Genomic DNA, 26,106 nt, shown 5'->3' with positions numbered 1-26,106 from the left:
CTCATGAATCATAAAAACAAAACCGCCCGTCGCTTGTTAACTCTGTGCTTCTTTGGCGGCCTGGCGTTCGGCGCCCAGGCTGCGGAAAACAACCCGGCGTTAAAAGCGCTGTTTGACCAGGCTAATTACTGGCATGAAAAGTCGCATGACGAGCTGGCAAAAGAAGCGCTGCAAAAAGTGCTGATGGTTGATGCCAATAACACGCAGGCGATGTACCTGATGGCATTGTGGGCGCAGCAGGCCGGGGATATCAAAGGTGCTGCCCAGTGGCGCGAACGCCTCGCGGCGGTGTCACCGCAAGATAACAATTTGCAGGCACTCGATAACGCGAAACAAATTCAGCAAATCCCTCGTGGGCAGCTGGATTTAGCGCGTCAGCAGGCGCGAAGCGGCAACATTCCCGCCGCTCTGGCCACCTGGCAAAGTTTGTTTAATGGCGATCAGCCGCCGCCAAGCCTCGCACCAGAATATTATCTGACGATGGCGGGTGATAAATCACTCTATCCGCAAGCTCTGGCGGGGTTGCGCCAGTTTGTCGCGCAAAACCCGCAGGATAACGGCGGGAAAATTGCGCTGGGTAAAGTGCTGACCTATCAGGAAGGCACGCGCCGTGAAGGGATCGATCTGCTGCAAAATATGGCGAGCGGCAGCTCAGACGCTGATAAATCGCTGCGCCAGGCATTGTTGTGGCTTGGCCCAACGGCGAGTGATGAAACCTATTATCAAACCTTCCTGCAACGCCATCCAAAAGATATGGCGGTACAAGACCACTACCGTAAAAGCATTGGTGGTACAGCGAAAGGTGAAGGCTTTACCGCACTCAATAGCGGCAATACTGATGCGGCAAAAAACCAGTTTGAACAAGTGCTGCAAACTAACCCGCAAGATGCCGATGCGCTTGCCGGGATGGGTTACGTCGCACAACGCAAAGGTGATTACATTGCTGCATCAGAATACTTAAACCGTGCAGCAAGCCTCGGTGGCGACCAGTCGGATGAGCGCAAACAGCAGGCTGAGGACGCGGCGTTTTACGGGCAGTTGGCGAGCGCTCAGGCGGCATTCAAACAGGGTAATGTCAGCCAGGCGCTGGCACTCAGCGCACCTCTGGCGCAGCAAAGCGGTGAACGTGGCACAGCGGCAAAATTATTCCGCGCCGATGTGCAGCGCCACAATAAAGATTACGCCGCCGCAGAGCAGACATTGCGCGGTATTTTGAGCGAGCAGCCAAATAATGGCTCAGCCCGTGAAAACCTTTACTACGTGCTGCGTGAGCAGAATAAAACCGCTGAAGCGCAGGCCATGTTGCAAACCTTGCCTGCAAGTTTACAAGCGAAGTTGCAGCCGCGAGTTTCCGGTGGCAACCCTACTGACCCGGTGCGACGCCAGGCACAGCAGGCGGCGGCAAATGGCGATCCACAACGTGCCATCGCCATTTTGCAGCAGGGTGTTGCACGCTACCCATCTGACCCATGGTTGCGCCTTGATTTAGCACGCCAGCTACAAAAACAGGGCAACAGCGCGGAAGCCAGCAACGTGATGGCGCCCTCTTTCCGGCCGAATGCTTCCAATACTGAACTCTATGCAGGCGCTTTGTTTGCCAGCGAAAACAACGCCTGGCAGCAATCCCAGACTTTGTTGTCGCGCATTCCGGCTTCTAGCCAGACAAGCGAGATGCGCGCACTTGCGTCGCGTGTGAACTACAACCTGCAAATGACTGTGGCGGAACGTTATCTGGCCCAGGGTGATAACGTCGCTGCGGCTAATACCTTAAAAGCACTGGCTACGCGTCCACCGCAAAGCCCGGCTGATGCTGGCAAGTTGGCAAAAATGCTGGCGCAAACGGGTGATGTCAGTACCGCCGTGGCGATTGTGCGCGGCAACATGAGCCGGGGTGTGCAGGGCAATGCGGGCGATTATGGCGACCAGATTGCCGTGCTGAATCAGGCGGGGCTTGGGCGTGAAGCGCAGGCGTTTCTTGCCAGCCCGGAATTGCAGTCGCGTAGCACGCCGACTCAGCTTGCCAGCGTTCGCAATGGCTACGTGATCAATGAAGCTGACCAGCTTCGGACTCAAGGCAATTACGCGGCAGCGTACGACAAATTGATCCGCGCCATGCAGAGTGACCCGCAAAATACGGACCTGATGTTTGCGATGGCGCGTTTGTATCAATCCGGCAAAATGAATAAAGAAGCCGGGGTGGTTTACGACTACCTGATGACCCGTGACACGCCTGATCAAGATGCGCGAGCGGGTGCTATTGATGTCGCGCTTGCCAGCAAAGATGTGGATAAAGCGAAGCAGCTAGCAGCTGGTTTGCGTAACGATGAAACACCGGATCGCTTGCTGTTGCTGGCGCGTGTGGCGGAAGCTGATGGTAACCACCAACAGGCGATGAGCTATTTACGTACTGCGCGTGGGAAGTTGCTTGGTCTGCAAGGGGTCGGTGATGGCACGGCTCCGACATTAGGTGGCCTGGCGTTGGCGGATAACCCGTTTACCCCGAAAACTTCTGTCGCCCCGCAAACGGCTTCAAATTCACTGTATGGCGAAGCGATGCCGTGGCAAGTCGCTCAACTGGCACGTAATCCGCAAACTGCATATCCAGGCACTACGCGTACCGATCTGCCTGTAGAAACAGCTCAGGCAGGCACGTTGCGTCAGGTGGATAACATGATGGAGCAGTTAACCGACAAAACAGCCACATGGGCACGAGGTGCGGTATCTGTACGTGGTCGTGATGGCGAAAGTGGCCTGAGCAAACTCACCGAGATAAAGGCTCCGCTACAGTGGTCAACGGTGCCATTTGGCGATTCGCGTTTAGATCTTAACGTTACGCCAATTAGTCTGAATGCCGGTAGCTCGTCAGATGAATCCAGCCGTCGTTTTGGTACGGGAGCATTAATTCAAGGGGAAGTTGCCCAGGATTTGTATAACTCCTCAACCACCACGCCGCCGGAACTGCCAAATATCGACAAGATCAAGGTGCCTTCACAAGGCTCGCAAAGCACTGCGGGTGTAGAAGTCGCCATGGCGTTAACGGGTGAGCAGTACAAACTTGATGTCGGTTCAACACCGTTAGGTCAGGATTTGAATACCGTTGTTGGTGGCGTGCAGTGGTCACCACAACTGACTGATTACCTGAAATTGATTTTGACCGGCGAACGCCGTGCGGTAGTCGACAGCTTGCTTTCTTATGTCGGTGTAGAAGATAAATACAGCGGCAAAAAATGGGGCCAGGTCACCAAAAACGGCGGTAGCGCGCAGTTGAGCTACGACGATGGTGATGCCGGTTTCTACGCAGGTGTCGGGTTGTATAACTACATCGGCGAAAACGTACCGAGCAATGACAACTTCACCGGAAATGCGGGAGTTTATATTCGTCCATATCGTGCTGATGACCGCGAGCTGAAAACCGGTATCAGTATGACTTACATGGACTTCTCTAAAAACCTTAGCTACTTCAGTTATGGGCAAGGTGGCTACTTTAGCCCGCAGGATTATATTAGCGTCTCCTTCCCGGTGGATTACACTCAGAAATTTGATAACTGGAATATGTCTGTTGGTGCGTCGCTGGGTTATCAGTCTTACAGCCAGGACGAAAGCCCGTACTTCCCGACTGACTCAGCCATGCAATCACAGCTGGAAGATTACGTCTCCAGAGGTTTTGCCAAAGAGGCGTGGTACAGCGGTAGTAGTGAAAACGGTATGGGTTATAACTTGCGTGCCGCAGCCGACTACAAAGTTAATAAAGATATGACGATTGGTGGCCAGGTCGGCTATGACACCTTTGGTGATTACAACGAAAGTACCGCGCAACTCTACTTCCGTTACCTGCTGGGGAATAATTAATCATGAATGACGCGCAGCTTTTGCAGTATTTTCAAAATCAGCAGACCGAATCGGGCTGGTTTTCTCTGCTCCACATCATGATAGACAGTATGGTGGCGAATGCAGGTGAAGCAGAAAGTCGCCCATTTCTGATACAAATGGGTGATGCGTTGGCTGGACGCCACCCGTTAGCATTAGCGCGAACTGTGGGTGAGCTCGAAACGCAGATAAATGTTCAGCTCGCTCGTTTCAACTGGGGCTATATTGATATCGAAGCCAGCGAAACGGCGATGTTGATTCGCCACATGGCTTTACCTGTTCCTGCGGATGAAGCGCAACAGGCCTCCTGGAATAGCGCGTTTAGCGCGGTTCTGGAAGGCGTATACGCCCGTTGGTTACGTGATCAGGGTGGAAAACCGCATGTGTCGCTGTGGCGTGAATCTTCTGGGTCGGCAACAGTGGTACACTTTCGATATCAAAATAGTCGATGAGGTGCTTCGATGTGGCAGCGATGCAAGACACTGATAGTGGCAGTGTTTGCCTTGATCTTTAGTCAGCAAGCTCTGGCTGATAATGCATGGGATAGCTACAAATCACGGTTTTTAATGCCTGATGGTCGCATCATCGACACTGGCAATAAAAGCGTTAGCCATACCGAAGGGCAGGGCTTTGCCATGATGATGGCGGTGGTCAACGATGATCAAGTCAGTTTCGATAAGATGTGGAACTGGACACGAAAAACCCTGAAAAACCCTGAAAATGGTCTGTTCTACTGGAGATATAACCCGGTCGAGGCACAGCCGATCACCGATAAAAATAACGCCACCGATGGCGATACTTTTATCGCATGGGCGTTGCTTAAGGCGGGGACAAAATGGCAAAACCAGGATTATCTCAACCAATCAGATGCGATTACCAAGGCACTGATTGCACATAACGTTGTCCGTTTTGCGGGTTACCAGGTGATGCTGCCCGGAGCCAAAGGCTTTAATCTCAACAGCTACGTGAACCTTAACCCTTCCTATTTTATTTTTCCGGCCTGGCAGGACTTTGCTAACCGCAGCCATTTAATGGTGTGGAAAGATTTGATTAGCGACGGGCAGAAGTTGTTGGGGAAAATGCACTTTGGTAATCCACAACTCCCTTCTGACTGGGTTTCACTCTATTCTGATGGTCGCACCGTTCCGGCAAAACAGTGGCCTGCGCGCTTTAGCTATGATGCGATTCGTGTTCCACTTTACGTATCATGGTTTAACCGTAGCAGCCCGGAGCTTCAGGTTTACAAAAACTGGTGGGGGCGCTTTGCGCGCGATAAAACGCCTGCCTGGGTGAATGTGACAACTGGCGATCCGGCGCCATATATGATGAACGGTGGGTTATTGGCGGTGCGCGATTTAATGCTCCAGTCGGCAAGTGTTGAGCAACCGCAAATTATGGCTCAGGACGACTATTATTCCGCGAGCTTGAAGATGCTGGTGTCACTGTCGGTGAGGTGATTTTTGATAGTGCGTAGTACCCTCACCCGAACCCTCTCCATCAGGAGAGGGTACATCCTGAAGATTTCCCTGATTAGCCAGCCTCAACACCTAAACATCACTACAATGCAGTATACTCAGCCTGCTTAAGAATATGCCTATACGGCACGGTAATTGCGGAGAGTAAGTTTGCGAGTCAGTCGTTCATTAACGATTAAACAAATGGCAATGGTGTCAGCCGTTTCCATACTGTTTATTTTTATTTTTATCGTGGTACAGCTTTTCCACTTTGTGCAGCAAAGCCGCTACGACACAGCAAGCCAGATGGAGAAAATCGCCCATTCGGTGCGTATTCCGCTGTCTGCAGCAATCCTTAAAGCAGATATTCCTCAAGCTGAATTCATTCTTAATCAAATACAACCCTCCGGGATTATCAGCCGGGCAGATGTTGTTTTACCGAATCAGTTCCAGGCGTTACGCCAGAGCTTTGCACCGGAACGCCCGATTCCGATGTGGATAGCTCGCCTGTTTGAGCTCCCGGTGCAAATTTCGTTACCACTGTATTCACTCGAACGCCCGGCAAATCCGCAGCCGTTGGCTTATCTGGTGTTGCAGGCGGATTCCTGGCGGATGTACAAATTCATCATCAGTACGATTTCCACGTTGCTGACCACATATTTGCTACTGGCGCTGATTCTCTCGGTTGCCATCAGCTGGTCGATTAACCGTTTAATTGTGCACCCGATCCGCAAAATCGCTCGTGAGCTCGACAGCTTAAGTCCGCAAGAAGCGGCGAGTCATCAGCTCAAACTGCCGCATCTTCATCATGATGATGAGATTGGGATGCTGGTGCGCAGTTATAACCGCAATCAACAAATGTCGCTGCGCTTGCATGAAGAAATGAGCGCTGTGAGCACCCGAAATACGCTCACAGAACTGCCAAATAAAGCCCTGTTCCTGGCGTTGCTGGAACAACTCACGGCGAGTGGCAAGAACAGCACACTGATCGTGATTGCCAGTGAAACCTTGCAGGATGCAGCTGGCGTGTTAAATGAAGAGCAGCGCGAAATGCTGTTGCTGACGCTGGTCGAAAAAATTAAAAGTGTTCTCTCACCGAATATGGTTCTGGCACAGCTTAGTGGCAATGACTTCGGCATTATTGCGCATGGTGTTCAGGACGCCTGGCAGGCGATGGCGCTGGCAAAGCAAATCCTCACGGTGCTCAACGAAAAATTACCGATTCAATCGATATCTCTTAAGCCTACGGCCAGCATCGGTATTGCGATGTATCACAGCGGCCTGGCAGCAGAGCAGTTGTATCGTCGCGCGGTATCGGCGGCATTTTCTGCCCGTCGCCACGGCAAAAACCAGATTCAATTCTTTGACCCTGAACAGATGGAACTGGCTCAACGCCATCTGACTCAGGAGCACGATTTAATGAATGCTTTAGAGAACCAGCAGTTTGCTATCTGGCTGCAACCACAGGTCAATATGCATACCCGCGAAGTTGTGAGCGCGGAGGTTTTGCTGCGTATGCAACAGCCAGATGGGAGCTGGGCGTTACCTGACGATTTGATTGCGCGTATTGAAGATTGTGGCCTGATGTTCACTATCGGCAACTGGGTTCTTGAAGAAGCTTGCCGCGTCCTGGCCGGTTGGCAGAGCCAGGGCATCACGATGTCGTTGTGTGTGAATGTTTCTGCACATCAGTTGCTGCACGAAGAAATGGGCTCGTCGCTGTTAGAGTTATTGACGCGTTACCGCATTCAGCCGGGCATGCTGATTCTGGAAGTAACGGAAAGTCACCATATCGACGACCCGAAAAAAGCGATTAGCATTTTGCGACCTCTGCGTAAAGCCGGAGTGCGTATCGCACTGGATGACTTTGGGATGGGCTATGCCAGCCTACGCCATTTGCACTATTTGAAAGCGCTACCGGTAGATATCCTGAAACTCGACAAGAGCTTTATCGATGGCTTGCCGGAAGACAGTGCGATGGCTGGCGTGATTATCGGTATGGCGAAAACCCTTGGGCTGAAACTGGTAGCCGAAGGGATTGAGAACCAGGCTCAGTGTGACTGGCTATTAAACGAAGGTGTGACGCTTACACAGGGGTATCTCTTCTCCAGGGCCATGACACTTAAAGAGTTTGATGCGCAGTATCTATCTACCGCTCACTAGTAAACTATTTGTAGTAAATGTTACCAGGCTGGCGCGAGTCAGTTCAATTATTTAACAATTATGTTTACAAATTAGCGCTATATCACTTCTGGGTGTTTTTGAGGGTGTTATTTTTGGTGCCGCAAACCGAAAGGTTTTGTGGAATCTCTACCTCTCAAGGACACCCTATGAAACTCTCTCTCTTCAAAAGCCTCTACTTTCAGGTGCTCACAGCAATAGCCATCGGTATTTTGCTCGGGCACTTTTACCCGGAATTAGGCGCACAGATGAAACCGCTCGGCGATGCGTTTGTTAAATTGATTAAAATGATTATCGCCCCGGTTATCTTCTGTACGGTTGTGACGGGTATTGCCGGTATGGAAAGCATGAAAGCTGTGGGCCGTACTGGTGCGGTAGCGCTGCTTTACTTCGAAGTGGTCAGTACCATCGCGCTGATTATCGGCCTGATCGTGGTAAACGTGTTACAGCCAGGTGCTGGCATGAACGTTGACCCGGCAACTCTCGATGCTAAAGCGGTAGCAATCTATGCCGAGCAGGCGCAACAACAGGGTGTCGTGGCGTTCTTGCTGGATGTCATTCCAGGTAGCGTTATCGGTGCTTTTGCGAGCGGCAATATCCTGCAAGTGCTGCTGTTTGCCGTGTTGTTTGGTTTTGCGCTGCATCGTCTGGGCCACAAAGGCCAACTGATTTTCAACGTCATTGAAAGCTTCTCGCAGGTCATCTTCGGCATCATCAATATGATCATGCGTCTTGCGCCAATCGGTGCTTTCGGGGCCATGGCGTTTACCATCGGTAAATATGGCGTGGGCTCGTTGGTGCAGCTAGGTCAACTGATTATCTGCTTCTACATCACCTGTATTCTGTTCGTTGTGCTGGTGTTAGGGTCGATTGCCCGCGTGACAGGTTTCAGCATCTTCAAATTTATCCGTTACATCAAAGAAGAGCTGCTGATTGTTCTGGGTACATCTTCGTCTGAATCTGCGTTGCCAAGAATGCTCGATAAAATGGAGAAACTCGGCTGTCGCAAATCGGTAGTGGGGCTGGTGATTCCAACCGGTTACTCGTTTAACCTTGATGGCACCTCTATTTATCTGACGATGGCGGCGGTGTTTATCGCGCAGGCAACCAACAGTCACATGGATATCTTCCATCAAATCACGCTGCTGGTAGTACTGCTGCTCTCCTCCAAAGGCGCGGCGGGTGTAACCGGAAGCGGCTTCATTGTGTTGGCTGCGACGATTTCTGCTGTCGGGCATCTGCCGATAGCAGGACTTGCGCTGATTCTGGGGATTGACCGCTTTATGTCGGAAGCCCGCGCGCTGACAAACCTTGTCGGTAACGGTGTTGCGACGGTCGTAGTGGCGAAGTGGGTGAAGCAACTGGATGAGAAACAGTTGAAAGAAACTCTTGATAATCCACAATCTGCAAAAAAAGTGAGCGAAGTCTCGTCTTAACCCCTTCAATTGCCCACAGCGACTTGCCCTCGCTGTGGGCTGCTGCGCATAATTGACCCCTGAGCCATTTTCTTTGGCGTTTTTTTTAATTTTAAAGTGACGTTTCCGTGAAGATGCGGTCAAACGGAGTGGTGAAATGCCATTTGTGGTGGCTTTGTTGCGTAATACTATGTCGCCATTACACTTTTTAATCAGGATTGTTTTCCAGGGGTTCACATGCAGGGCACCAAAATTCGACTCTTAGCTGGCGGATTGCTGTTGGTCGCCGCCGGCAGTAATGTGCAGGCAGAAGCTCTACAGCCCGACCCAGCCTGGCAGCAAGGGACGCTGGCCAACGGTTTTCAATGGCAAGTCCTGGCCACACCTCAGCGTCCTAGCGATCGTATTGAAATTCGTCTGTTGGTTAATACTGGTTCATTGACTGAAACCACCCAACAGAGCGGCTATAGCCACTTTTTACCTCGTCTGGCGCTGACACAAAGCGGCAGCTTGCAGCCGTTACAGGCTCGTTCTCTATGGCAGCAAAGTGTGGACCCAACGCGTCCTCTGCCCCCGGTTATCGTCTCTTATGACTTCACGCTGTTTAATCTCAGCCTGCCAAATAACCGCAATGATTTACTCAAAGAAGCCTTAACCTATCTTTCAGACAGCAGTGGCAGAATGGCAATTACCCCTGAAACGGTAAATGTTGCGCTCCAAACTCAAGATATGGTTTCCACCTGGCCGATGAACACTAAAGACAACTGGTGGCGCTATCGTTTGCAAGGTTCCTCGCTGTTGGGCCATGACCCGGCAGAAGATCTCAAGCAGCCAGTTGATAACGAACAACTGAAGGCGTTCTACCAGAAATGGTATACCCCGGATGCGATGACACTGATTGTGGTAGGTAATGTCGATAGCCGCAGCGTTGCCGATCAAATCAACAAAACCTTTGGCACCCTGACTGGTAAGCGTGCAACACCTGCACCGGTTGCTACCCTTTCTCCGCTTAAACGCACGCCAGTAAGTCTGATGACCGATAGCGTGCGCCAGGACAGGCTCTCACTGATGTGGGACAACTCCTGGCAGCCTATCCGTGAGTCTTCTGCGCTATTGCATTATTGGCGTGCAGACCTCGCACGTGAGGCGCTGTTCTGGCATGTTCAGCAGAATCTCAGCAAGCAGAATATCCAGGAACTGAATTTGAGTTTCGATTGCCGCGTACTTTATCAGCGTGCGCAGTGCGGCATTAATCTGGAATCGCCAAATTCAAAACTGAACGCTAACTTGATGGCTGTCGGCAAAGAGTTGGTTAACGTGCGTGATAAAGGGCTATCTCAGGAAGAATTTGATGCGTTAATTGCGCAGAAAAAAGCTGAGCTTGCCAAGCTGTTTGCCACTTACGCGCGGACAGATACCGATGTATTAATTAGCCAGCGTATGCGTTCACTGCAAAACCAGGTTGTGGATATTGCCCCGGAGCAGTATCAGAAACTTCGTCAGGACTTCCTGAGCAATCTGACACTGAGCATGCTGAACCAGGATTTGCGCCAGCAGTTGTCTCAGGACATGGCTCTGGTGTTGTTGCAACCCCAGGGTGAGCCTGAATACAACATGAAGGATCTGCAAGCGACGTGGGATAAAGTGATGGTTCCAGCTAAGGCGTTTCCGTTAACGGATGAACCAAAGCAAGATACGACTTCAGATATTCCTCCAGCTCAGTGACCGTAAAAAAGGCCTTAAGAACAATGTTCTTAAGGCCTAAATCATTCGAGATACAGCCAATCTGCAACTCGAGTTATGACGGTATTGTTACTTCGGCATCGCTTTTTTAGGAATGATCGCGCCGCGATACTGAATCACGGTGCTTGCGGTCAAATGCCCGCGTTTTGCCGCTTCTTCTGCACTGCCACCAGTCAAACGTACTGCCAGATAGCCCGCGCTGAAAGAGTCACCAGCTGCCGTCGTATCGATCACTTTTTCTTTCGGTAGTTTCACCGCAGGAACTTCTAACGTTGATTCGCCCTGAATCGCCACCAGGCAAGAGTCAGCGCCACGCTTGATAACCACTTCACGCACGCCAGCTGCCTGAGTACGTTGAATCACTTCTTCAACGGGTTTCTCGCCCCACAACAAATCTTCGTCATCCAGCGTCAGGAACGCGATGTCAGTACAGGCCAGCATTTGCTGATAGACCTGTTGTGTCTCTTCACGGCTTGCCCACAGGCGCGGACGGTAGTTGTTATCGAAGATAACCTTGCAACCGTTAGCACGGCACTCAGTCAGCAGAGCCATCAGTTTTTCACGGCTCGCCGCGTTCAGAATCGCCAGGCTAATGCCGCTCAGATACAGGTAGTCGAACTGTGCCAGTTCAGCGCAAATAGCCTGAGCCTGATCGCTCTCCAGCCAGAAACGGGCTGCGGCTTCGTTGCGCCAGTAGTAGAAGGTACGCTCGCCAGTGGAGTCGGTTTCGATGTAATACAGACCTGGCAAGCGGTGTTCCAGGCGCTGTGTCAGTTCGGTGTGAACATTTTCTTGCTGCCATGCGTCGAGCATTTGTTGGCTGAAGTTATCTTCACCCAGAGCTGTAACGTAATGGACTTCAAGATCGGCTGCGTCAACCTGACGTGCGATATAAACGGAGGTGTTTAGGGTGTCGCCACCAAAGCCGCGGCTAACTTCCGCACCTTTTTGCGACAGTTCAATCATACATTCACCGATAACGGCGATTTTGCGCGTTGGCATAGCAGTAAACCTGAATTAATGAAATTACCACTAGTTTGATGGTCGGTTAAAAACGAGTCAAACAATTTAAAACGATGTTTCGGAAAACTTTGAGCTAAGGCAGTTTATTGACGATGTTAGATAACTCCCACTGAATGAGGTTGTACTGAAAGCGAACATAAAGTTCTCATGCGCCACGCCGATAACTTCTCGATGAGCCATCTGAGTTATCAAGGTAAACAGGACGTACATGATGAAGTTTAAGCAGATCACTCACCGGCTTAATACGCTTGAGGCGAGTGTCGAAAGTTTGCAGGAGCGGCGGTTCTGGTTGCAGTGCCAGCGGCAGTACACCTTCCAGCCGATTTATAAAATCGACGGCAACTTAATGGCAATCGAGTTGCTAACGGTGGTGACACACCCGGATGAACCGGAAATTCGCATTCCACCCGATCGTTACTTCACATCTGTCTCTTTCCGTACGCGACTGATGGTTATCGAAGAGCAACTTAGCCTGCTAGCTGAATGGGAGTCCGTCTTCCTCGGCTATAAAATATTAGCCTCGGTAAATGTCGATGGCCCGACATTGATGGCGATGAAACAGCACCAACCGATTCTTGCTCGCATCAATAAAATGCCGTGGGTACGCTTTGAACTGGTTGAACATATCACCCAACCACAGGCTATTACGCTTGCTGGAATGCACGAATTTGGGCCGCTATGGCTTGATGATTTCGGGACTGGAGTCGCTAATTTTTCGGCGTTAAGTGAGATGCGCTACGACTACATCAAAGTCGCGCGTGACTTATTCATCATGCTGCGCACCAGCGATGAAGGTCGCAATTTATTCACCATGTTACTGCAATTGATGAACCGTTATTGCGAGGGTGTCATCGTCGAAGGCGTCGAAACGGAAGATGAATGGCGCGATGTTCAAAACTCACCTGCGTTTGCGGCACAAGGCTATTTTCTCTCACGTCCCATTCCTTTTGAACAGTTAGAAAATGTGCTAACTCGCCTCTCCTGATGCCGTTTTGGCGCCACTAAACTATCTTTAGTGAAAGTGAGCCACATCAGGAAAGGGTGAAAGGCATGACAAAAACTGGAAAAATCGTTAGTGGAGTCGTCGGGGTTTTATTGTTGTTGGTTGTGGTGGCAATCATTGTGATTGCGACGTTTGACTGGAATCGGCTCAAACCGACCATCAACCAAAAAGTCTCGACAGAATTGAACAGGCCATTCGCCATTCGTGGCGATTTAGGTGTGGTTTGGGAACGCAACAAAGAAGAGACAGGCTGGCGCAGTTGGGTGCCCTGGCCGCATGTTCATGCCGAAGATATTATTCTCGGTAACCCGCCTGACATTCCTGAAATCACGATGGTGCATCTACCGCGTGTTGACGCCACCCTGGCACCACTCGCACTGCTGACGAAAACGGTCTACATCCCATGGATTAAGCTGGTGCAACCGGATGCGCGGCTGATTCGCCTGTCAGAAAAAAACAATAACTGGACCTTTAAACTTGCCAGCGATGGGACAAAAGATCCCAATCAAACGCCGTCTGCCTGGTCATTCAGAATGGACAATATTCTGTTCGATAAAGGCCGCATCGCCGTTAACGATAAACTCACCAAAGCCGAGATAGAGATCCTCGTCGACCCACTCGGCAAACCATTGCCGTTTAGTGAAGTAGAAGGGAAGAAACCCACGGGCAAAGATGCCGCAAAAGCCGGAGATTATGTGTTTGGCCTGAAAGTGAGTGGTCGTTATAACGGCGCGCCGCTCGAAGGTAACGGCAAAATCGGCGGCATGTTAGCGCTACGCAGCGAAGGTGAAACCGCCTTCCCGGTGCAGGCGGATGTCCATTCCGGTAATTCCCGTGTGGCGTTTATCGGTACCATTAACGACCCAATGAAAATGGGTGGCGTCGATTTACAGCTTAAATTCTCCGGTGATTCGCTGGGCAATCTTTATGATTTAACCGGCGTATTGTTGCCAGATACGCCACCGTTTGAAACTGATGGGCACCTGCTGGCAAAAATCGATACTGAAAAAGGCTCGGTATTCCGCTACCAGAACTTTAACGGGCGTATCGGCGACAGCGACATTCACGGCTCGCTCACCTACTCGCAAGGCAAACCGCGCCCGAAACTGGAGGGGGATCTCGAATCTAAACAGCTCCGTCTGGCCGACTTAGGCCCGCTGATTGGCGTGGACTCTGGCAAAGGTGCACAAAAGAGCAAACAGTCTGAGCAAGCCAAAGGCGAGAAAACCGTTCAGCCGAGCGACAAAGTTTTGCCGTATGACCGTTTTGAAACCGACAAGTGGGATGTGATGGATGCCGATGTGCGCTTTAAAGGCGGCCGTATCGAACACAGCGGCACGCTGCCACTGAGTAACTTATCCACGCACGTGATTTTGAAAAACGCTGACCTGCGGCTCCAGCCGCTGAAATTTGGCATGGCGAACGGCACCATCAGCGCCAATATCCACCTGGAAGGCGACAAAAAGCCGATGCAGGGAAGAGCAGATATTCGGGCGCGGCGTTTACAACTCAAACAGTTGATGCCGAAAGTGGAGTCGATGCAAAAAACGCTCGGTGAGCTAAACGGTGATGCGGAATTACGGGGCCGTGGTAACTCTATTGCTGAGTTGTTGGGTAGCAGCGACGGTAACCTGAAGTTGTTGATGAATGATGGGTTAATCAGCCGCAACCTGATGGAAATCGTCGGCCTGAATGTGGGGAACTATATTGTTGGGCAAATCTTTGGTGATGACGAAGTGCGGATTAACTGTGCGGCGGCAAACCTTGATTTACGCGGCGGTGTGGCGACTCCACGAATATTCGCCTTCGATACTGAAAACGCGCTGATAAACGTCACAGGTACCACCAACTTTGCCAGTGAACGGCTCGATTTAACCATCGATCCTGAAAGCAAAGGGATTCGCATCATCACACTGCGTTCACCGCTGTATGTGCGCGGTACCTTTAAGAACCCGGATGCCGGTGTGAAAGCGGGGCCACTTATTGCTCGCGGTGCGGTAGCCGCAGCACTGGCAACGCTGGTGACGCCAGCCGCAGCGCTGTTGGCACTGATTTCACCGTCCGAAGGTGGGCAGAACCAGTGCCAGAATATTTTGGGACAGATGAAGAAGTGATATTGCTTAAATAACAACCCACTTATATATTGCATAAAGCACGTGTTGAAAACACGTGCTTTATGCAAGAGGAAACACAATGAGTGTCGCAATGAAAGGTCCGAAGCGTACCGTGAGTGTGACTATAGACGACGAGCTTTATGTTCGCGCTCGTGCTCATGGTCTTAATTTGTCACAACGCCTGAGCGTGGTTATTGCCCAGGACCTTGAGGAAATCGAACGTCAGCAGTGGAAGCAGCGCAACCGTGAGGGGCTTATTGAACTTAATCGCATCATGGAGCAGTGTGGAAACTTCGCGGATGAACATCGGAAGTTCTGACTATGCAATATTACTTTTACCGCAATGGTAGTAATAATAAAAAGTATCCTTATCTAATTGATGTGCAAAGTGATCTTATCGACCTGCTGACTACTCGTATCGTTATTCCTTTAGTGCATGCCTCGCAGGCACAAACCCGGTTACCAGAAAGAATTTGTCCCATCGTTGAGGTTGAAGGGGAAGAATTCATCGTGATGACGCATGAAATGGCAAGTGTGGATGCCAGCGTTCTACGAGAAGAAGTGGGTAACGCGATGGCCTGGAGGACGGAGATTAAAGGGGCGATAGATTTTGTTTTTGATGGATTTTAAATAACAGCGCGGTTTCCACCGCGCTGTTTTACGTTAAAGAGACAAATGACGCGTCTCTTTCGATACCAGCAACGCAACCAGCGTAATCGCTGACATCGCTGCCAGATACAGCCCGACGTAGAACAAACCGTAATTCGCCTGCAGCCAGGTCGCGATATACGGTGCCACGGATGCGCCCAGAATCGATGCCACGTTATAAGAGAACGATGCCCCGGTATAACGCACTTCGGTCGGGAACAGCTCTGGCAATAGCGCGCCCATTGGGCCGAAGGTTAAACCCATCAGACTCAGACCAATCAGCAGGAATGCCATAACCAGTGTCGGGTTACCTGAACCTAAAAGCGGTTGGAACACGGCCAGGGCAAAGATAATCATCAGGCTGGTGATAACAATCATGCACTTACGGCGGCCAAATTTATCAGCCAGATAACCGGCAATCGGCACCATCACACCAAAACCAATTACCGCCATCATCAGCATCCACAGCACATCGTTGCGTGAGAAGCCAAGGCCAACAGGCACAGCGGCGGTGCTGAACGTCATGGAGTAGACCGTCATGATGTAGAACAGCGTGTAAGTTGCCAGCATGATAAACGTGCCGATAATCGTCGCTTTCAGGTGCTTGCTCAGCAAAGTGCCGAGCGGCACTTTTACCTGTTTGCCCGCTTTGGCGATTTTGGCGAATACCGGGGTTTCATGCAAAGACACACGCACATACAGGCCGATAATCACCAGCACTGCAGAAAGAATAAAGGGTACGCGCCAGCCCCAGCTCATGAACTGTTCGTCAGTCAATAACCAGGAAAGCAGCAGGAAGGTGCCGTTGGCAAAAAAGAAGCCAATTGGCGCGCCTAACTGTGGGAACGAACCGTACAGCGCACGTTTGCGCGGTGGTGCGTTCTCGGTCGCCAGCAATGCCGCGCCGCCCCATTCGCCGCCCAGACCCAAACCTTGCCCGAAGCGCGCCAGCGCTAACAGCATGGGAGCCAGCACGCCGATAGTTTCGTAGCTCGGTAGCAGGCCAATCACCACGGTGGAAACACCCATCGTCAGAAGTGATGCTACCAGCGTGACTTTGCGGCCTACGCGGTCGCCAAAGTGTCCAAAGAGTGCAGAACCAATTGGGCGTGCAACAAAGGCGATGGCGAACGTGGCCAGCGACTGTAGCGTTGCAGCGGTTGGGTCACCCTGCGGGAAGAAGATGTGCGGGAAAACAATGACCGCCGCAGTGGCGTAAATATAGAAATCAAAGAATTCGATGGCGGTGCCGACAAGCGAGGCAACGACAACTTTTCCGCGTGAGTTGACGGGTGTTGCGTCAGTTTCGGTATTGATTGAATCAGCGATGGTGGCTTGCATAGATTTTTCTTATTTATAGCGAACGAAAGCCATATTACGCATAGCAAAAGGCGCATTTCAACGCACGGTTGCCTGCGGCGCTGTGCGATTAACGAGCAATAAGAGGATAATTTTTAGTCCAGAAAATAAATATCTATGTCGTGCTTCTCATATTTGAAAAATCAGATAATAAAACTGCTTTTAGGTTAAATAAAAGTTACAGGCTGGATTTATGTGCTGTGATTGTGGATTGAGAATACGGTAGGGCGGATAAGCGCAGCGCCATCTGCCGCTGTCAGGTGAGATGGCGGATGGCGCTAAAGCTTATCCGCCCTACACTTTTGAGAAGATTATTTATCTGTTTTACCCGGCATTCTCGGGTCATCTTTGTATTGTGCGGTGGCAATCCACGCGGCACAAAACAGCGTCAGGCGGGCGAAGAAATAGAAAAATGCCATAAGTCCTAAAACGGAGCCAAATGCCGCGCCAGATGGCGAACTGACAAGTTTTGGCAGGCTGTAGGTCATGATGATTTTGATAACTTCAAAGCCAATCGCCGCAATGAACGTCCCACGGATCAGCGCTTTTTTGCGCGGGCGGTGGCGCGGCAGACGCCAGAAAATCCAGAAGAATAGCAGGTAGTTAGCAAAAATAGAGATCGCCAACCCGACCAAATGCCAGGCGGGTTTTAACCATTCGATACCGTCGAGATGTAAAAGAGTTATCAGGAATGCCTGGGCTGAACCGGCAACCGACGTGATAGACAGCGTTACAATCAGTGCTACCAACAAACCTATTAGCGACACTAAATCACGCAGATACTTTACCCAGAACTTCTCCTGATCCTGCGGGTTGCGCTCCCATTTATCTCGTGACTGAACACGTACCGCCTCACGCAAGTTCCCCATCCAGTTAATACCGGAATAGAGTGCAATCAGCAGACCTACCAGGCCAACGGTTGTACGCTGTTGCACCGCCGTATTGATGGTGTTCTTCAGCGTGGCGGCAAGTGTTGGTTCGCTAACGTTGGTGAGGATTTTTTCGAAAATCTCCTCGAGCAGTGTGGGGTGTGAGGCAAGGATATAACCGGCGGCGGCAAACGCCACCATCAAAATCGGGATCAGTGACAAGAACGAAAAATAGGTGATGGCTGCGCCAAACTGATTTCCCATGCGGTCGTTAAACCGTTCAGCCGCCCGTATCAGGTGCGCAATAATGGGATTACGTTCGACGCGCTCGACGGTGTTATTCACACTATCGATGGTTTTATTGACCTTCTCGTTACTGGTTTTGATTTTGACTATCGGTTCATAGTCGAGCGTTTCTGTTGGGCGTTTTTCGGTGTTATCCGGCACTGTCATCAGGTTCTTTTCCCTATAGGTGTGGCAGGAGCTTAAAAAAATTATAGCCTGGTGCTAGTCCACGTACCCTTTAACTAGCCCCGTCAGCCACTCCATAAACAGATGAACCCGTCGCGAAAGGTTGCGGCGATGTGGATACAGCAGGGAAACCGGCATCGGTTCGGCGCGATATTGCGGCAGGATCTCAACCAGTTTTTTACTCTTCAGTAACTCTTTTACGCCGATACGAGGCACCTGGATAATACCAAGCCCCGCAAGGCATGCCGCCTGATACGTTTCGGTGCTATTCACTGTTATCACGCCACCCGTTTTTATCCAGCGCGTGTTTTTATCTTCCAGGATTTCAAACCCTTGTGGGCGGTTGCCGAGATTGAGTGCGTAATGCACTACAGCATGAGAGGCGAGATCGTCAAGATTCTCCGGATAACCGAAGCGCGCCAGATAATCGGGGCTGGCACAGTTAATTAAAGTCAGTTTCCCTAGCGGTCGCGCCACCAGTCCCGAATCTTTAAGCTGCCCAACACGAATAACGCAATCGAACCCTTCGCGTACTACATCGACCATGCGATCGCTGCTACTTAATTCCAGCTCAATACCTGGATATTGCTGCAAGAAAGCGGGCAGTTTGGGAATAACTAAATTTCTAGCCACGCCGACCGGCATATCCACGCGCAAACGCCCGCTGACAGTTTTGGGGTCGTGTAAAAAAAGCCCGTCTAATTCGTCCAGGTTTGCGAGTAAATCCCGGCAGCGTTCGTAATAGACCATTCCATCCTGGGTGAGTTGTACCCGACGCGTGGTGCGATGCAATAGCCTTGTTCCTAGCACCCCTTCCAGCGCCTGAATCTGACGCGATACGCTACCTTTAGGTAGGCCCAGAGCATCGGCTGCGCGAGTAAAACTCTCCAGTTCAGCCACTCTAATGAATAGCTGCATTGCTTGTATTTTATCCACTATTTTTCCTTATTGTTGTTGTGGGTGAAACAGTGATCCGCAATTGGCACTCTTTATTGATTTTGTAGCAGGTAATAAGCTCTATCTCAACAACCGAACCGTCATCGAAGGGGCAAATCATGAGTCAAACAATCGCATTAGTGACCGGCGGTAGCCGTGGATTAGGTAAAAACGCAGCATTGAAGCTGGCAGCGCGTGGCGTGAATATTATTCTGACCTACAACAGCAAGCAGCAAGAGGCACTAAATGTTGTTCGTGAAATTGAGCTAATTGGCGTAAAAGCTGTGGCAATTCAATTGAATGTCGCAGAAAGTGCAGGGTTCTCCACCTTTGCGAAAGAAGTAAAGCAACAACTACATGACGTATGGCAGCGTGATTCGTTTGATTATTTATTAAACAACGCTGGAACAGGTCTGGATGCGCTGTTCGAAAAAACAACAGAGCAACAGTTTGATGATTTAGTGAACATCCATTTGAAGGGGCCATTCTTCCTGACTCAGCACTTGCTGCCATTGATTAAAAACGGTGGGCGTATCCTGAACGTTTCGACTGGCCTGACACGTTTTGCGCTACCAGGCAAAGCGGCTTATGCCGCTATGAAAGGGGCGATGGAAGTGCTGACGAAGTACCAGGCCAAAGAGTTGGGCGCGCGAGGGATCTCGGTGAACATTATCGCGCCGGGCGCGATTGCGACTGATTTCGGTGGTGGCGTAGTGCGTGATAACGAACAGGTGGCGAAAGCCATTGCTGCACAAACCGCTTTAGGGCGTGTCGGGCAGCCAGATGACATTGGTGATGCAATTGCTGTGCTGCTCAGTGATGAAAGCCGCTGGATGAATGCGCAGCGCATTGAAGTTTCCGGTGGGATGTTCTTATAAGAAAGGGTATATGCGAGGGTGAAATTTACTTCACCCTCCGTCGTTAAATGTTTGTCAAAAATATTGAATGATATGAGCGAATCATTCCACTATCACCACTTATGCTACGGCACTATTCTTATCACATCGAAAGCGAACAAGCTTTCTCACTTAAACAAGCTCAAGGATATACATCATGAAAAGCATCAAATATTTTGCCGTAGTTATGACCCTGGCTGCTTCATTCTCAAGTTTCGCTGCAACCACTCAATCGGTTGAAAGCCAAAAAATCGGTACAGTTTCAGTGAGCGGTGCTGCGAATATCGATAGCCTACAGGCACAACTGCAAGCAAAAGCTGAGCAGGCTGGTGCCAAATCAATCCGCATCATTTCTGCTGGTGGCGATAACAAAGTGTTTGGTGTTGCCGAGATGTATAACTAAGAATTCACGCTGTATGGGCCGCCGTTGTGCGGCCCGTGTTTTATCTGAACTCGCTGCGTAATAAACCAAATATCCAGTCATCCTGCCAGGTTCCAGCAAGAAAATAGTTTTCTCGCAGTACCCCTTCCGACTGAAAACCGGCTTTCTCCAGGACTTTTTTCGAACCGATATTCCCGACAGTTACTGTTGCTGTCAGTTTGCGGATCGCGCATTTCTCAAAGGCAAATTTGCACACGGCATGAAGCGATTCATAACCGTAGCCTTGCGCATGAAATACCGGATCGAGAATAAAGCCCACTTCTGCCATGTCCTCATCTCCACGCACAAACCCAGTAAAACCAATAGGTGTGCCGTTATGTTTGTCGCGCATAACCAGGCAAAGCCAGTGTCGACTTTGTGTTTCCCAGCGAACAAGGCGTGAATTAAAAATCTGGCGAACCTCAGCTTCTCGTCGTTCATCGGAAACATAACGCATCACGTCTGGATCTTGCTGTAAGCGCAAAAAGAACGGCCATTCTTGTTCGGTAATTTGGGTTAAGTGCAGCCTTGAAGTCACAAGTGGGAACATGGTTTTTAATCCACGATAAAGAGAGTTGCGCCAATAGCGGTGGAGGAACGATGTGGTTCAGCATTATCGGCGACCTGATAACTCATTCCCGGCTTTAACGTAAATATGCGCCCATCTTCCAGCTTAGTTTGTAATTCTCCAGCCAGGCAAAACAGGATGTGCCCTTTCTGGCACCAGTGGTCTGCAAGATATCCGGCGCTGTATTCCACCATCCGAACACGGATTTCCCCGAATTGTTGAGTGCGCCAGAACGCTTTGCCGGTGATGCCCGGATGTTCTGTGGCGCTGAGTGTCGCCCAGTCGGTGGTATTAAACGGCAGGTCGTTAATACGCATTCTTATCCCTTATTATTTTTTTGCAGGTCCTTTAATAGATATCAGCAAAAAAATAACGGCGCCATAGTTATGCGCCGTTATGAAGGGTTACTTCCAGCGGGATAAATCATCACATGTCAGCCCAATATCTCGTAATTGTTCCTTGTTCAATCCTTGCAACGTGCGTGCTGTCTGGTGATTTAGCCATCTCTGGCGCAAATAACGGTAAATCATCACAAAGCCATAAAACGGTTTGTGCGGACGGTTCTCTTCATAGCCCATGATCTTGCTCCTCATCGTGTTGACGAGGTCTATCATGCGCCGTCATACAGATTGCAGGCAGACTCAAAAATAACTTTTATTTAACATACAGACGCGCTAAAACAAGATCTGAATGGTGGTTTTGCCATAATTCTGTACTGCTTTTTCTGTCTGTATGGTGAATTAAGAGGATACAGCATGACGCGTTACCAACACCTTGCCACTTTGCTGGCAGAACGCATTGAACAAGGCTTGTATCGCAGTGGTGAACGCCTGCCTTCGGTGCGTAACCTGAGTAGTGAACACGGCGTCAGTATCAGCACCGTACAGCAGGCCTATCATATTCTTGAAGACCGCCAGCTTATCTCCCCGCAGCCGCGCTCTGGCTACTTTGTGACACCGCAAAAATCTCAGCCGCCAGTGCCCGCCCTGACACGCCCGGCGCAGCGCCCGGTAGAAATTACCCAATGGGATGCGGTGCTTGAACAGTTAACCGGAAGGGAAGATAGCGGAAGCATCGCTTTTGGCAGTGGTTTTCCGGATGTCACCCAGGCAACGATTAAACCGCTGTGGCGTGAAATGAGCCGTATTGTGCAGCATCAGGAGCCTGAAATTTTGGGTTATGACTGCATTAACGGTAAGCAGGTACTGCGCGAACAAATTGCCCGTTTGATGCTCGACAGCGGCTGTGTTGTTACACCAGACGATATTGTGGTGACCACCGGTTGCCATGAAGCGTTGTCGATTGCGATTCGTGCCGTGTGTGAGGCAGGAGACATTGTGGCGGTTGAATCGCCATGCTTCCACGGCACCATGCAAATGCTGCGCGCATTCGGGATTAAAGTGGTTGAAATACCAACGGATTCCGAAACGGGCATCAGTGTGGAAGCGTTAGAACTGGCGCTCGAACAGTGGCCGATTAAAGCGGTCATTCTGGTTCCTACCTGTAATAACCCGCTTGGTTTTATCATGCCAGATGCACGTAAAAAAGCGGTGCTGAACCTCGCTCAACGCTTTGATATCGCCATTATTGAAGACGATGTGTACGGTGAGCTGGCGTATGAATATCCGCGCCCGATGACGATTAAATCGCTGGATGTTGATGGGCGAGTGCTGTTGTGCAGCTCATTTTCAAAAACGCTGGCACCGGGACTGCGCGTGGGTTGGATTGTGCCGGGGCGCTATTTCGACCGCGCCATGCATATGAAGTACATCGTGACCGGCAGCAGTACCACTTTTACGCAAATGGCGGTCGCGGAGTTTGTGCGTAACGGCCATTACCATCGCCACCTGCGGCGCATGCGTCAGCACTATCAGCGCAACCTGGATGTATTCACTTGTTGGGTGCGCCATTATTTCCCATGTGGAATCTGTGTTTCTCGGCCACAGGGCGGTTTTCTGATGTGGATTGAGTTGCCTGAGCATATTGATATCGTGCCGATCAGCGATACGCTGCGTCAGCACAATATCCGCATTGCGGTGGGGTCTTTGCTTTCTGCTTCCGGAAAATATCGCAACTGTATGCGCCTGAATTATGCGCTGCCGTTCAATGCCGAGACTGAAACCGCACTGCGTAATATGGGCGAGGTCATCGGCCATATTTTTGAAAATGGTTAATTTTCCTACTCTTTTACAGCCATAGACTGTTACCCACCTGAGATAAAATTGTGCGTCATGGTGTTGTGTACCCACGCCAGGCGTACATGCTTTTTTTAATTGAAAGGAAGATCATGACCAGCGCTGCACAGTTGCTGATGCGGGAAAAGTTCGAGACTTGCCTGAGTGTGATTCGCCAGGCGTCATTGCAAATCCTGCCACTTCTCACCATCAAAGCCAGTGAAGGCAAGGATCCGCAATGGTTTTTTCAACAGCTTGAGCAAGCCCGCCTGGCGCTGGGAAGTTGGATGGCGGTGGCAAAACGATTAAATCTTAATGATGCTGAGATTTCACATTTCACGCTGTTGCTAAGGCATTTACAGCAACTGGTGCCGCAGTATGAAAGCGGCCAGGAAGTCAGCCACAACCAGCTCATTGCGGCATTGCGCTTTGTGAGTTATCTCGAGCTTGTGCGAGCAAAGCAGCCTTTGCTTGGCTACTCCACAGAAATCGAAAATAATGATAATTCTCAGCAACATAAAGCGACACGCCAGATGCGCGCTTTGGAGCTGATGCTTAAAGGTCTGGTTGATCAAAGCTATGCCAGCCAATCACAATTGGTACATAAGCTGAAAAAGCAGTTTGGTGCTGATTGTGTCCGTCGTTGGTTAAAAAATGGCGAACGTGGCGATGTGCTAAGTGGGATGCGCTTTAGCGAGTTGGCTTTGATGGTGGTCGATAAAAAAGAGTACGCGAACCATTACGCCGGGCTATTTCAGCACTCTTCGCACCTGAGCTTACTGATTGATCAGCGCAAGACACTGCAAACGTTTCTCAATGATGTGCGTGAAATTCGCAATGATCTGGTTCAACAGCAACCCCTCACTTCCGTACAACTCACGTTGCTCGACAGTTACTATCAGGAAAGTAGCGACACCATTCAGCGCGCATTCGATGAGGGACGAACGAAGGTGAACCCGGCGATGCTTCTGGCAGCCGATGATTCACAATTACAAGCCTGGCTCATGCAGGCACAGAAAAAATACCAGGCAACCGGACGCGATACCGAAGAGGTGCGCGACGCTATCGAACGGCCTGAGTTGCGTAATACCAAAAGAAAGCAGGACTCCGGCGAAACGTTATTGATGCTGATGTGGTGCGTGGCGGGAGTGGCAGTGATTAGCGCCGCCATCTTTGGTATGTACTTTCTGAGTGATGTCACCAATAAACCTGCCGCTGCGAAAAATACGCCATTCAAAGTCACCATGATCGATTCTCTCCCGGAAACCGAAAGCGCGCGCGAAAAGCTGGCGGATATCGGAATCACATGGGATGAAGGCAACTTACGCTCGGCAATCGAACGCGGCGATACCACGGTGGTAAGGCTGTTTATGCAAGGGGGGATGAACTGGAAAATCTATTTCACCGAAACTGCATTAGCGGGCGATTACCGCGACGCGCTCAATACTTTGCTGCAGTACCGTTCGCAGATGGATGAAGACCGACCATGCCGACGCATGATCAGAACCATGAGCCAGGCGATGCATGACGGGCAAAGTCTGACCTCACTACGCAAACAGTTTTTGAAAACCTTTTGCAGCGCGCCGGATGCTATCAAGCGGCAAAAAGAGGAGTTGGAAAGAGCGCTGCTTCGCAAGGCTGCCGGGCAAAAGCGTCAGGATGGAGCCAAAGATCAGGGCATACAGGCTGAAGTAGTAAGCCCGGATGAGGCTCGAATTCAACAGGCAATATACAGCGCGATGCGCAGCTAAACTTTTCGAAAATGGGTGTATTGGCTGCGTCTATTCATCCTCTGGCCTCGTCCCTTCGGGGTCAGCGCAAGCGCCGTTCAAATGCCAAAGATTTTTCCGGCAGCTTGAAGTATGAAGGGTATATAAGTAAATAAATGTACGGAAAAATATATTTGGTATCAGGAGTGAGATTTTAATACTAAAAAGAGTAAGTTTCTCAAATACAATCGAGATGGTTCTATAATAAGCTGTGAGCCTGAAAATATTATAATGATACACATTTTCTATTAGCGGTTTCACTAATTATCTCTCCCGGTATTGTCTATGCATAAATACGTAATATTCCTTCTGGCTATTATTTGCTGTGGAACACAAGTCTACGCTGCTGAGATTACTTGTTGGAAAGGAAAAGCTCCCATCTCTATAGCGCTGCCTTACTCTGAAACAAGCGACAGGACGATTGTTGGTGAAAAACTATTTACTAAGCTTTATACCTATAGCTCGATAAATGTCGGGAGTGTTACGCTCGGGTGTGATAAAGGGCCATGGAGTGTGGTTTATTATGCGATACCTGTTAATGGCAAAGAGCCGATTAGACATTCGGATGATGGCATTGATTATTTAATTTTCCCAACATCAGTGAGTGGGATTGGTATGTCATTTAATGACATATTATGGGGTCGAGACCCAACCCCAACCCCCTCGCTCAATGCCATTTCACCTGATATTCGCCGTACTTACCCAGGGTCGGCAACGACCACGGAATGGTCAACACCAATGGTTACAATATGGCGAATTCCTGGCCCGTTAGGGGATGTCAACAGCAATGGGGTTCTGGCATTTACGGGGCCAAGTTATGTGCAGGCTAATATGGTTTATCCACCGAACACAATAAGTCCCAAATCTCAGGCAGGCACTGGCCCCGCACCACTTCCTAACAGTTGGACGGCAAGCTTTACTTCAATCACGGGTGGGCTAAATCTTTTTCCTGCTACCTGTACTTTCGCCAATGTAAACGTGTACTTGGGTAACTATAATCACGGAGCAATCCCTGATCCGGCTTCTTCATGGGTAGATGCAAGCTTCACATTAAGATGTCCGCAAGCATGGGGGAGCGGGATCATAGGCAAAGCTGGCAATAATGGGATTGGTATGAGATCGGTCGCGATAAAAAACAGTGGGCTAAATATTAAAGTTGTTCCCAGAACTGAAATTAAAGACAGTAGCAAAGGGC

22 protein-coding genes are annotated in these 26,106 nt (G+C 50.2%); 15 read left to right on the top strand and 7 right to left on the bottom strand.

Annotation, left to right across the window (positions count from 1 at the left end; all coding sequences use genetic code 11):
- Positions 1–3 precede the first annotated feature (3 nt).
- The 6 genes from M979_RS17165 to M979_RS17140 all read left to right on the top strand — a co-directional run bounded on the left by M979_RS17165 (position 4) and on the right by M979_RS17140 (position 10,642).
- Positions 4–3,849, top strand: coding sequence for a cellulose biosynthesis protein BcsC (locus M979_RS17165; RefSeq protein ID WP_064555805.1), 3,846 nt, complete (start codon positions 4–6; stop codon positions 3,847–3,849).
- A 2-nt stretch (positions 3,850–3,851) separates the two neighbouring features.
- Positions 3,852–4,319 (top strand): cellulose biosynthesis protein BcsD, encoded by a 468-nt coding sequence (gene bcsD / locus M979_RS17160; RefSeq protein WP_064555803.1) that lies wholly within the window; start codon positions 3,852–3,854, stop codon positions 4,317–4,319.
- A gap of 9 nt (positions 4,320–4,328) precedes the next feature.
- On the top strand, positions 4,329–5,324 hold the full coding sequence (locus tag M979_RS17155; RefSeq protein ID WP_064555802.1) for a family 8 glycosyl hydrolase: 996 nt from the start codon (positions 4,329–4,331) through the stop codon (positions 5,322–5,324).
- Positions 5,325–5,492: 168 nt separating this feature from the next.
- On the top strand, positions 5,493–7,484 hold the full coding sequence (gene hmsP, locus M979_RS17150) for a biofilm formation regulator HmsP (RefSeq protein WP_064555799.1): 1,992 nt from the start codon (positions 5,493–5,495) through the stop codon (positions 7,482–7,484).
- 167 nt (positions 7,485–7,651) lie between these two features.
- On the top strand, positions 7,652–8,938 hold the full coding sequence (locus tag M979_RS17145) for a dicarboxylate/amino acid:cation symporter (RefSeq protein ID WP_034460600.1): 1,287 nt from the start codon (positions 7,652–7,654) through the stop codon (positions 8,936–8,938).
- 216 nt (positions 8,939–9,154) lie between these two features.
- Positions 9,155–10,642, top strand: a complete 1,488-nt coding sequence (locus M979_RS17140) for a M16 family metallopeptidase (RefSeq protein ID WP_064555797.1) — start codon at positions 9,155–9,157, stop codon at positions 10,640–10,642.
- An 87-nt stretch (positions 10,643–10,729) separates the two neighbouring features.
- On the opposite strand, the gene kdgK is transcribed toward M979_RS17140, so the two are convergent.
- On the bottom strand, positions 10,730–11,662 hold the full coding sequence (gene kdgK / locus M979_RS17135) for a 2-dehydro-3-deoxygluconokinase (protein WP_064555795.1): 933 nt from the start codon (positions 11,660–11,662) through the stop codon (positions 10,730–10,732).
- 232 nt (positions 11,663–11,894) lie between these two features.
- Between kdgK and pdeH the strand changes: the two genes are divergently transcribed.
- From pdeH to M979_RS17115, 4 genes are all read left to right on the top strand, one after another.
- Positions 11,895–12,668, top strand: a complete 774-nt coding sequence (pdeH, locus tag M979_RS17130) for a cyclic-guanylate-specific phosphodiesterase (protein WP_034460597.1) — start codon at positions 11,895–11,897, stop codon at positions 12,666–12,668.
- Positions 12,669–12,733: 65 nt separating this feature from the next.
- Positions 12,734–14,800 (top strand): AsmA family protein, encoded by a 2,067-nt coding sequence (locus tag M979_RS17125; protein WP_064555793.1) that lies wholly within the window; start codon positions 12,734–12,736, stop codon positions 14,798–14,800.
- Between the two features lie 79 nt (positions 14,801–14,879).
- Positions 14,880–15,119, top strand: a complete 240-nt coding sequence (locus M979_RS17120; protein ID WP_245164774.1) for a type II toxin-antitoxin system CcdA family antitoxin — start codon at positions 14,880–14,882, stop codon at positions 15,117–15,119.
- A 2-nt stretch (positions 15,120–15,121) separates the two neighbouring features.
- On the top strand, positions 15,122–15,430 hold the full coding sequence (locus M979_RS17115; RefSeq protein ID WP_064555792.1) for a CcdB family protein: 309 nt from the start codon (positions 15,122–15,124) through the stop codon (positions 15,428–15,430).
- A 33-nt stretch (positions 15,431–15,463) separates the two neighbouring features.
- Here the strand turns inward: M979_RS17115 and M979_RS17110 are convergent, their stop codons facing one another.
- From M979_RS17110 to M979_RS17100, 3 genes are all read right to left on the bottom strand, one after another.
- The gene (locus M979_RS17110; RefSeq protein ID WP_064555790.1) at positions 15,464–16,789 is read right to left on the bottom strand and encodes an MFS transporter; all 1,326 of its coding nucleotides are present in this window, start codon (positions 16,787–16,789) and stop codon (positions 15,464–15,466) included.
- Positions 16,790–17,118: 329 nt separating this feature from the next.
- Positions 17,119–18,129 carry an inner membrane protein YhjD gene (yhjD, locus tag M979_RS17105; RefSeq protein ID WP_034460592.1) on the bottom strand — a complete coding sequence of 337 codons (1,011 nt, stop codon included), beginning with the start codon at positions 18,127–18,129 and terminating at the stop codon, positions 17,119–17,121.
- Between the two features lie 54 nt (positions 18,130–18,183).
- Positions 18,184–19,083 carry a LysR family transcriptional regulator gene (locus tag M979_RS17100; RefSeq protein ID WP_064555788.1) on the bottom strand — a complete coding sequence of 300 codons (900 nt, stop codon included), beginning with the start codon at positions 19,081–19,083 and terminating at the stop codon, positions 18,184–18,186.
- A gap of 119 nt (positions 19,084–19,202) precedes the next feature.
- Here M979_RS17100 and M979_RS17095 point away from each other — a divergent pair, with 119 nt between their 5' ends.
- Together M979_RS17095 and M979_RS17090 are read left to right on the top strand one after the other, a co-directional pair.
- On the top strand, positions 19,203–19,961 hold the full coding sequence (locus M979_RS17095) for an SDR family NAD(P)-dependent oxidoreductase (RefSeq protein ID WP_064555786.1): 759 nt from the start codon (positions 19,203–19,205) through the stop codon (positions 19,959–19,961).
- Positions 19,962–20,136: 175 nt separating this feature from the next.
- Positions 20,137–20,382 carry a YdgH/BhsA/McbA family protein gene (locus M979_RS17090; protein WP_064514721.1) on the top strand — a complete coding sequence of 82 codons (246 nt, stop codon included), beginning with the start codon at positions 20,137–20,139 and terminating at the stop codon, positions 20,380–20,382.
- A 40-nt stretch (positions 20,383–20,422) separates the two neighbouring features.
- On the opposite strand, the gene M979_RS17085 is transcribed toward M979_RS17090, so the two are convergent.
- From M979_RS17085 to M979_RS22665, 3 genes are all read right to left on the bottom strand, one after another.
- A complete protein-coding gene (locus M979_RS17085) occupies positions 20,423–20,950 on the bottom strand; it encodes a GNAT family N-acetyltransferase (protein WP_034460588.1) in 528 nt (175 codons plus the stop codon).
- A gap of 5 nt (positions 20,951–20,955) precedes the next feature.
- The gene (locus tag M979_RS17080; RefSeq protein ID WP_064555784.1) at positions 20,956–21,285 is read right to left on the bottom strand and encodes a DHCW motif cupin fold protein; all 330 of its coding nucleotides are present in this window, start codon (positions 21,283–21,285) and stop codon (positions 20,956–20,958) included.
- Positions 21,286–21,372: 87 nt separating this feature from the next.
- Positions 21,373–21,546 (bottom strand): DUF1127 domain-containing protein, encoded by a 174-nt coding sequence (locus M979_RS22665; protein WP_072009474.1) that lies wholly within the window; start codon positions 21,544–21,546, stop codon positions 21,373–21,375.
- Positions 21,547–21,723: 177 nt separating this feature from the next.
- Here M979_RS22665 and M979_RS17075 point away from each other — a divergent pair, with 177 nt between their 5' ends.
- From M979_RS17075 to M979_RS17065, 3 genes are all read left to right on the top strand, one after another.
- Positions 21,724–23,142 carry an aminotransferase-like domain-containing protein gene (locus tag M979_RS17075; protein ID WP_064555782.1) on the top strand — a complete coding sequence of 473 codons (1,419 nt, stop codon included), beginning with the start codon at positions 21,724–21,726 and terminating at the stop codon, positions 23,140–23,142.
- A 113-nt stretch (positions 23,143–23,255) separates the two neighbouring features.
- Positions 23,256–24,893 (top strand): STY4199 family HEPN domain-containing protein, encoded by a 1,638-nt coding sequence (locus M979_RS17070; protein WP_064555780.1) that lies wholly within the window; start codon positions 23,256–23,258, stop codon positions 24,891–24,893.
- Between the two features lie 303 nt (positions 24,894–25,196).
- Positions 25,197–26,106: hypothetical protein (locus tag M979_RS17065; RefSeq protein ID WP_157093266.1), on the top strand; the 910-nt coding region annotated here is incomplete at its 3' end.

It is taken from the genome of Buttiauxella noackiae ATCC 51607, from assembly GCF_001654865.1.
Lineage (GTDB): Bacteria > Pseudomonadota > Gammaproteobacteria > Enterobacterales > Enterobacteriaceae > Buttiauxella > Buttiauxella noackiae.
This window is presented reverse-complemented; position numbering and strand designations above follow the sequence as displayed.

Excerpts from the sequence above, each read along its gene's own strand:
- M979_RS17165 (WP_064555805.1), top strand. The coding sequence starts at position 4 with ATGAATCATAAAAACAAAACCGCCCGTCGCTTGTTAACTCTGTGCTTC.
- bcsD (WP_064555803.1), top strand. The coding sequence starts at position 3,852 with ATGAATGACGCGCAGCTTTTGCAGTATTTTCAAAATCAGCAGACCGAA.
- M979_RS17155 (WP_064555802.1), top strand. The coding sequence starts at position 4,329 with ATGTGGCAGCGATGCAAGACACTGATAGTGGCAGTGTTTGCCTTGATC.
- M979_RS17145 (WP_034460600.1), top strand. The coding sequence starts at position 7,652 with ATGAAACTCTCTCTCTTCAAAAGCCTCTACTTTCAGGTGCTCACAGCA.
- M979_RS17140 (WP_064555797.1), top strand. The coding sequence starts at position 9,155 with ATGCAGGGCACCAAAATTCGACTCTTAGCTGGCGGATTGCTGTTGGTC.
- kdgK (WP_064555795.1), bottom strand. The coding sequence starts at position 11,662 with ATGCCAACGCGCAAAATCGCCGTTATCGGTGAATGTATGATTGAACTG.
- pdeH (WP_034460597.1), top strand. The coding sequence starts at position 11,895 with ATGAAGTTTAAGCAGATCACTCACCGGCTTAATACGCTTGAGGCGAGT.
- M979_RS17125 (WP_064555793.1), top strand. The coding sequence starts at position 12,734 with ATGACAAAAACTGGAAAAATCGTTAGTGGAGTCGTCGGGGTTTTATTG.
- M979_RS17120 (WP_245164774.1), top strand. The coding sequence starts at position 14,880 with ATGAGTGTCGCAATGAAAGGTCCGAAGCGTACCGTGAGTGTGACTATA.
- M979_RS17115 (WP_064555792.1), top strand. The coding sequence starts at position 15,122 with ATGCAATATTACTTTTACCGCAATGGTAGTAATAATAAAAAGTATCCT.
- M979_RS17110 (WP_064555790.1), bottom strand. The coding sequence starts at position 16,789 with ATGCAAGCCACCATCGCTGATTCAATCAATACCGAAACTGACGCAACA.
- yhjD (WP_034460592.1), bottom strand. The coding sequence starts at position 18,129 with ATGACAGTGCCGGATAACACCGAAAAACGCCCAACAGAAACGCTCGAC.
- M979_RS17095 (WP_064555786.1), top strand. The coding sequence starts at position 19,203 with ATGAGTCAAACAATCGCATTAGTGACCGGCGGTAGCCGTGGATTAGGT.
- M979_RS17090 (WP_064514721.1), top strand. The coding sequence starts at position 20,137 with ATGAAAAGCATCAAATATTTTGCCGTAGTTATGACCCTGGCTGCTTCA.
- M979_RS17085 (WP_034460588.1), bottom strand. The coding sequence starts at position 20,950 with ATGTTCCCACTTGTGACTTCAAGGCTGCACTTAACCCAAATTACCGAA.
- M979_RS17080 (WP_064555784.1), bottom strand. The coding sequence starts at position 21,285 with ATGCGTATTAACGACCTGCCGTTTAATACCACCGACTGGGCGACACTC.
- M979_RS22665 (WP_072009474.1), bottom strand. The coding sequence starts at position 21,546 with ATGGGCTATGAAGAGAACCGTCCGCACAAACCGTTTTATGGCTTTGTG.
- M979_RS17075 (WP_064555782.1), top strand. The coding sequence starts at position 21,724 with ATGACGCGTTACCAACACCTTGCCACTTTGCTGGCAGAACGCATTGAA.
- M979_RS17070 (WP_064555780.1), top strand. The coding sequence starts at position 23,256 with ATGACCAGCGCTGCACAGTTGCTGATGCGGGAAAAGTTCGAGACTTGC.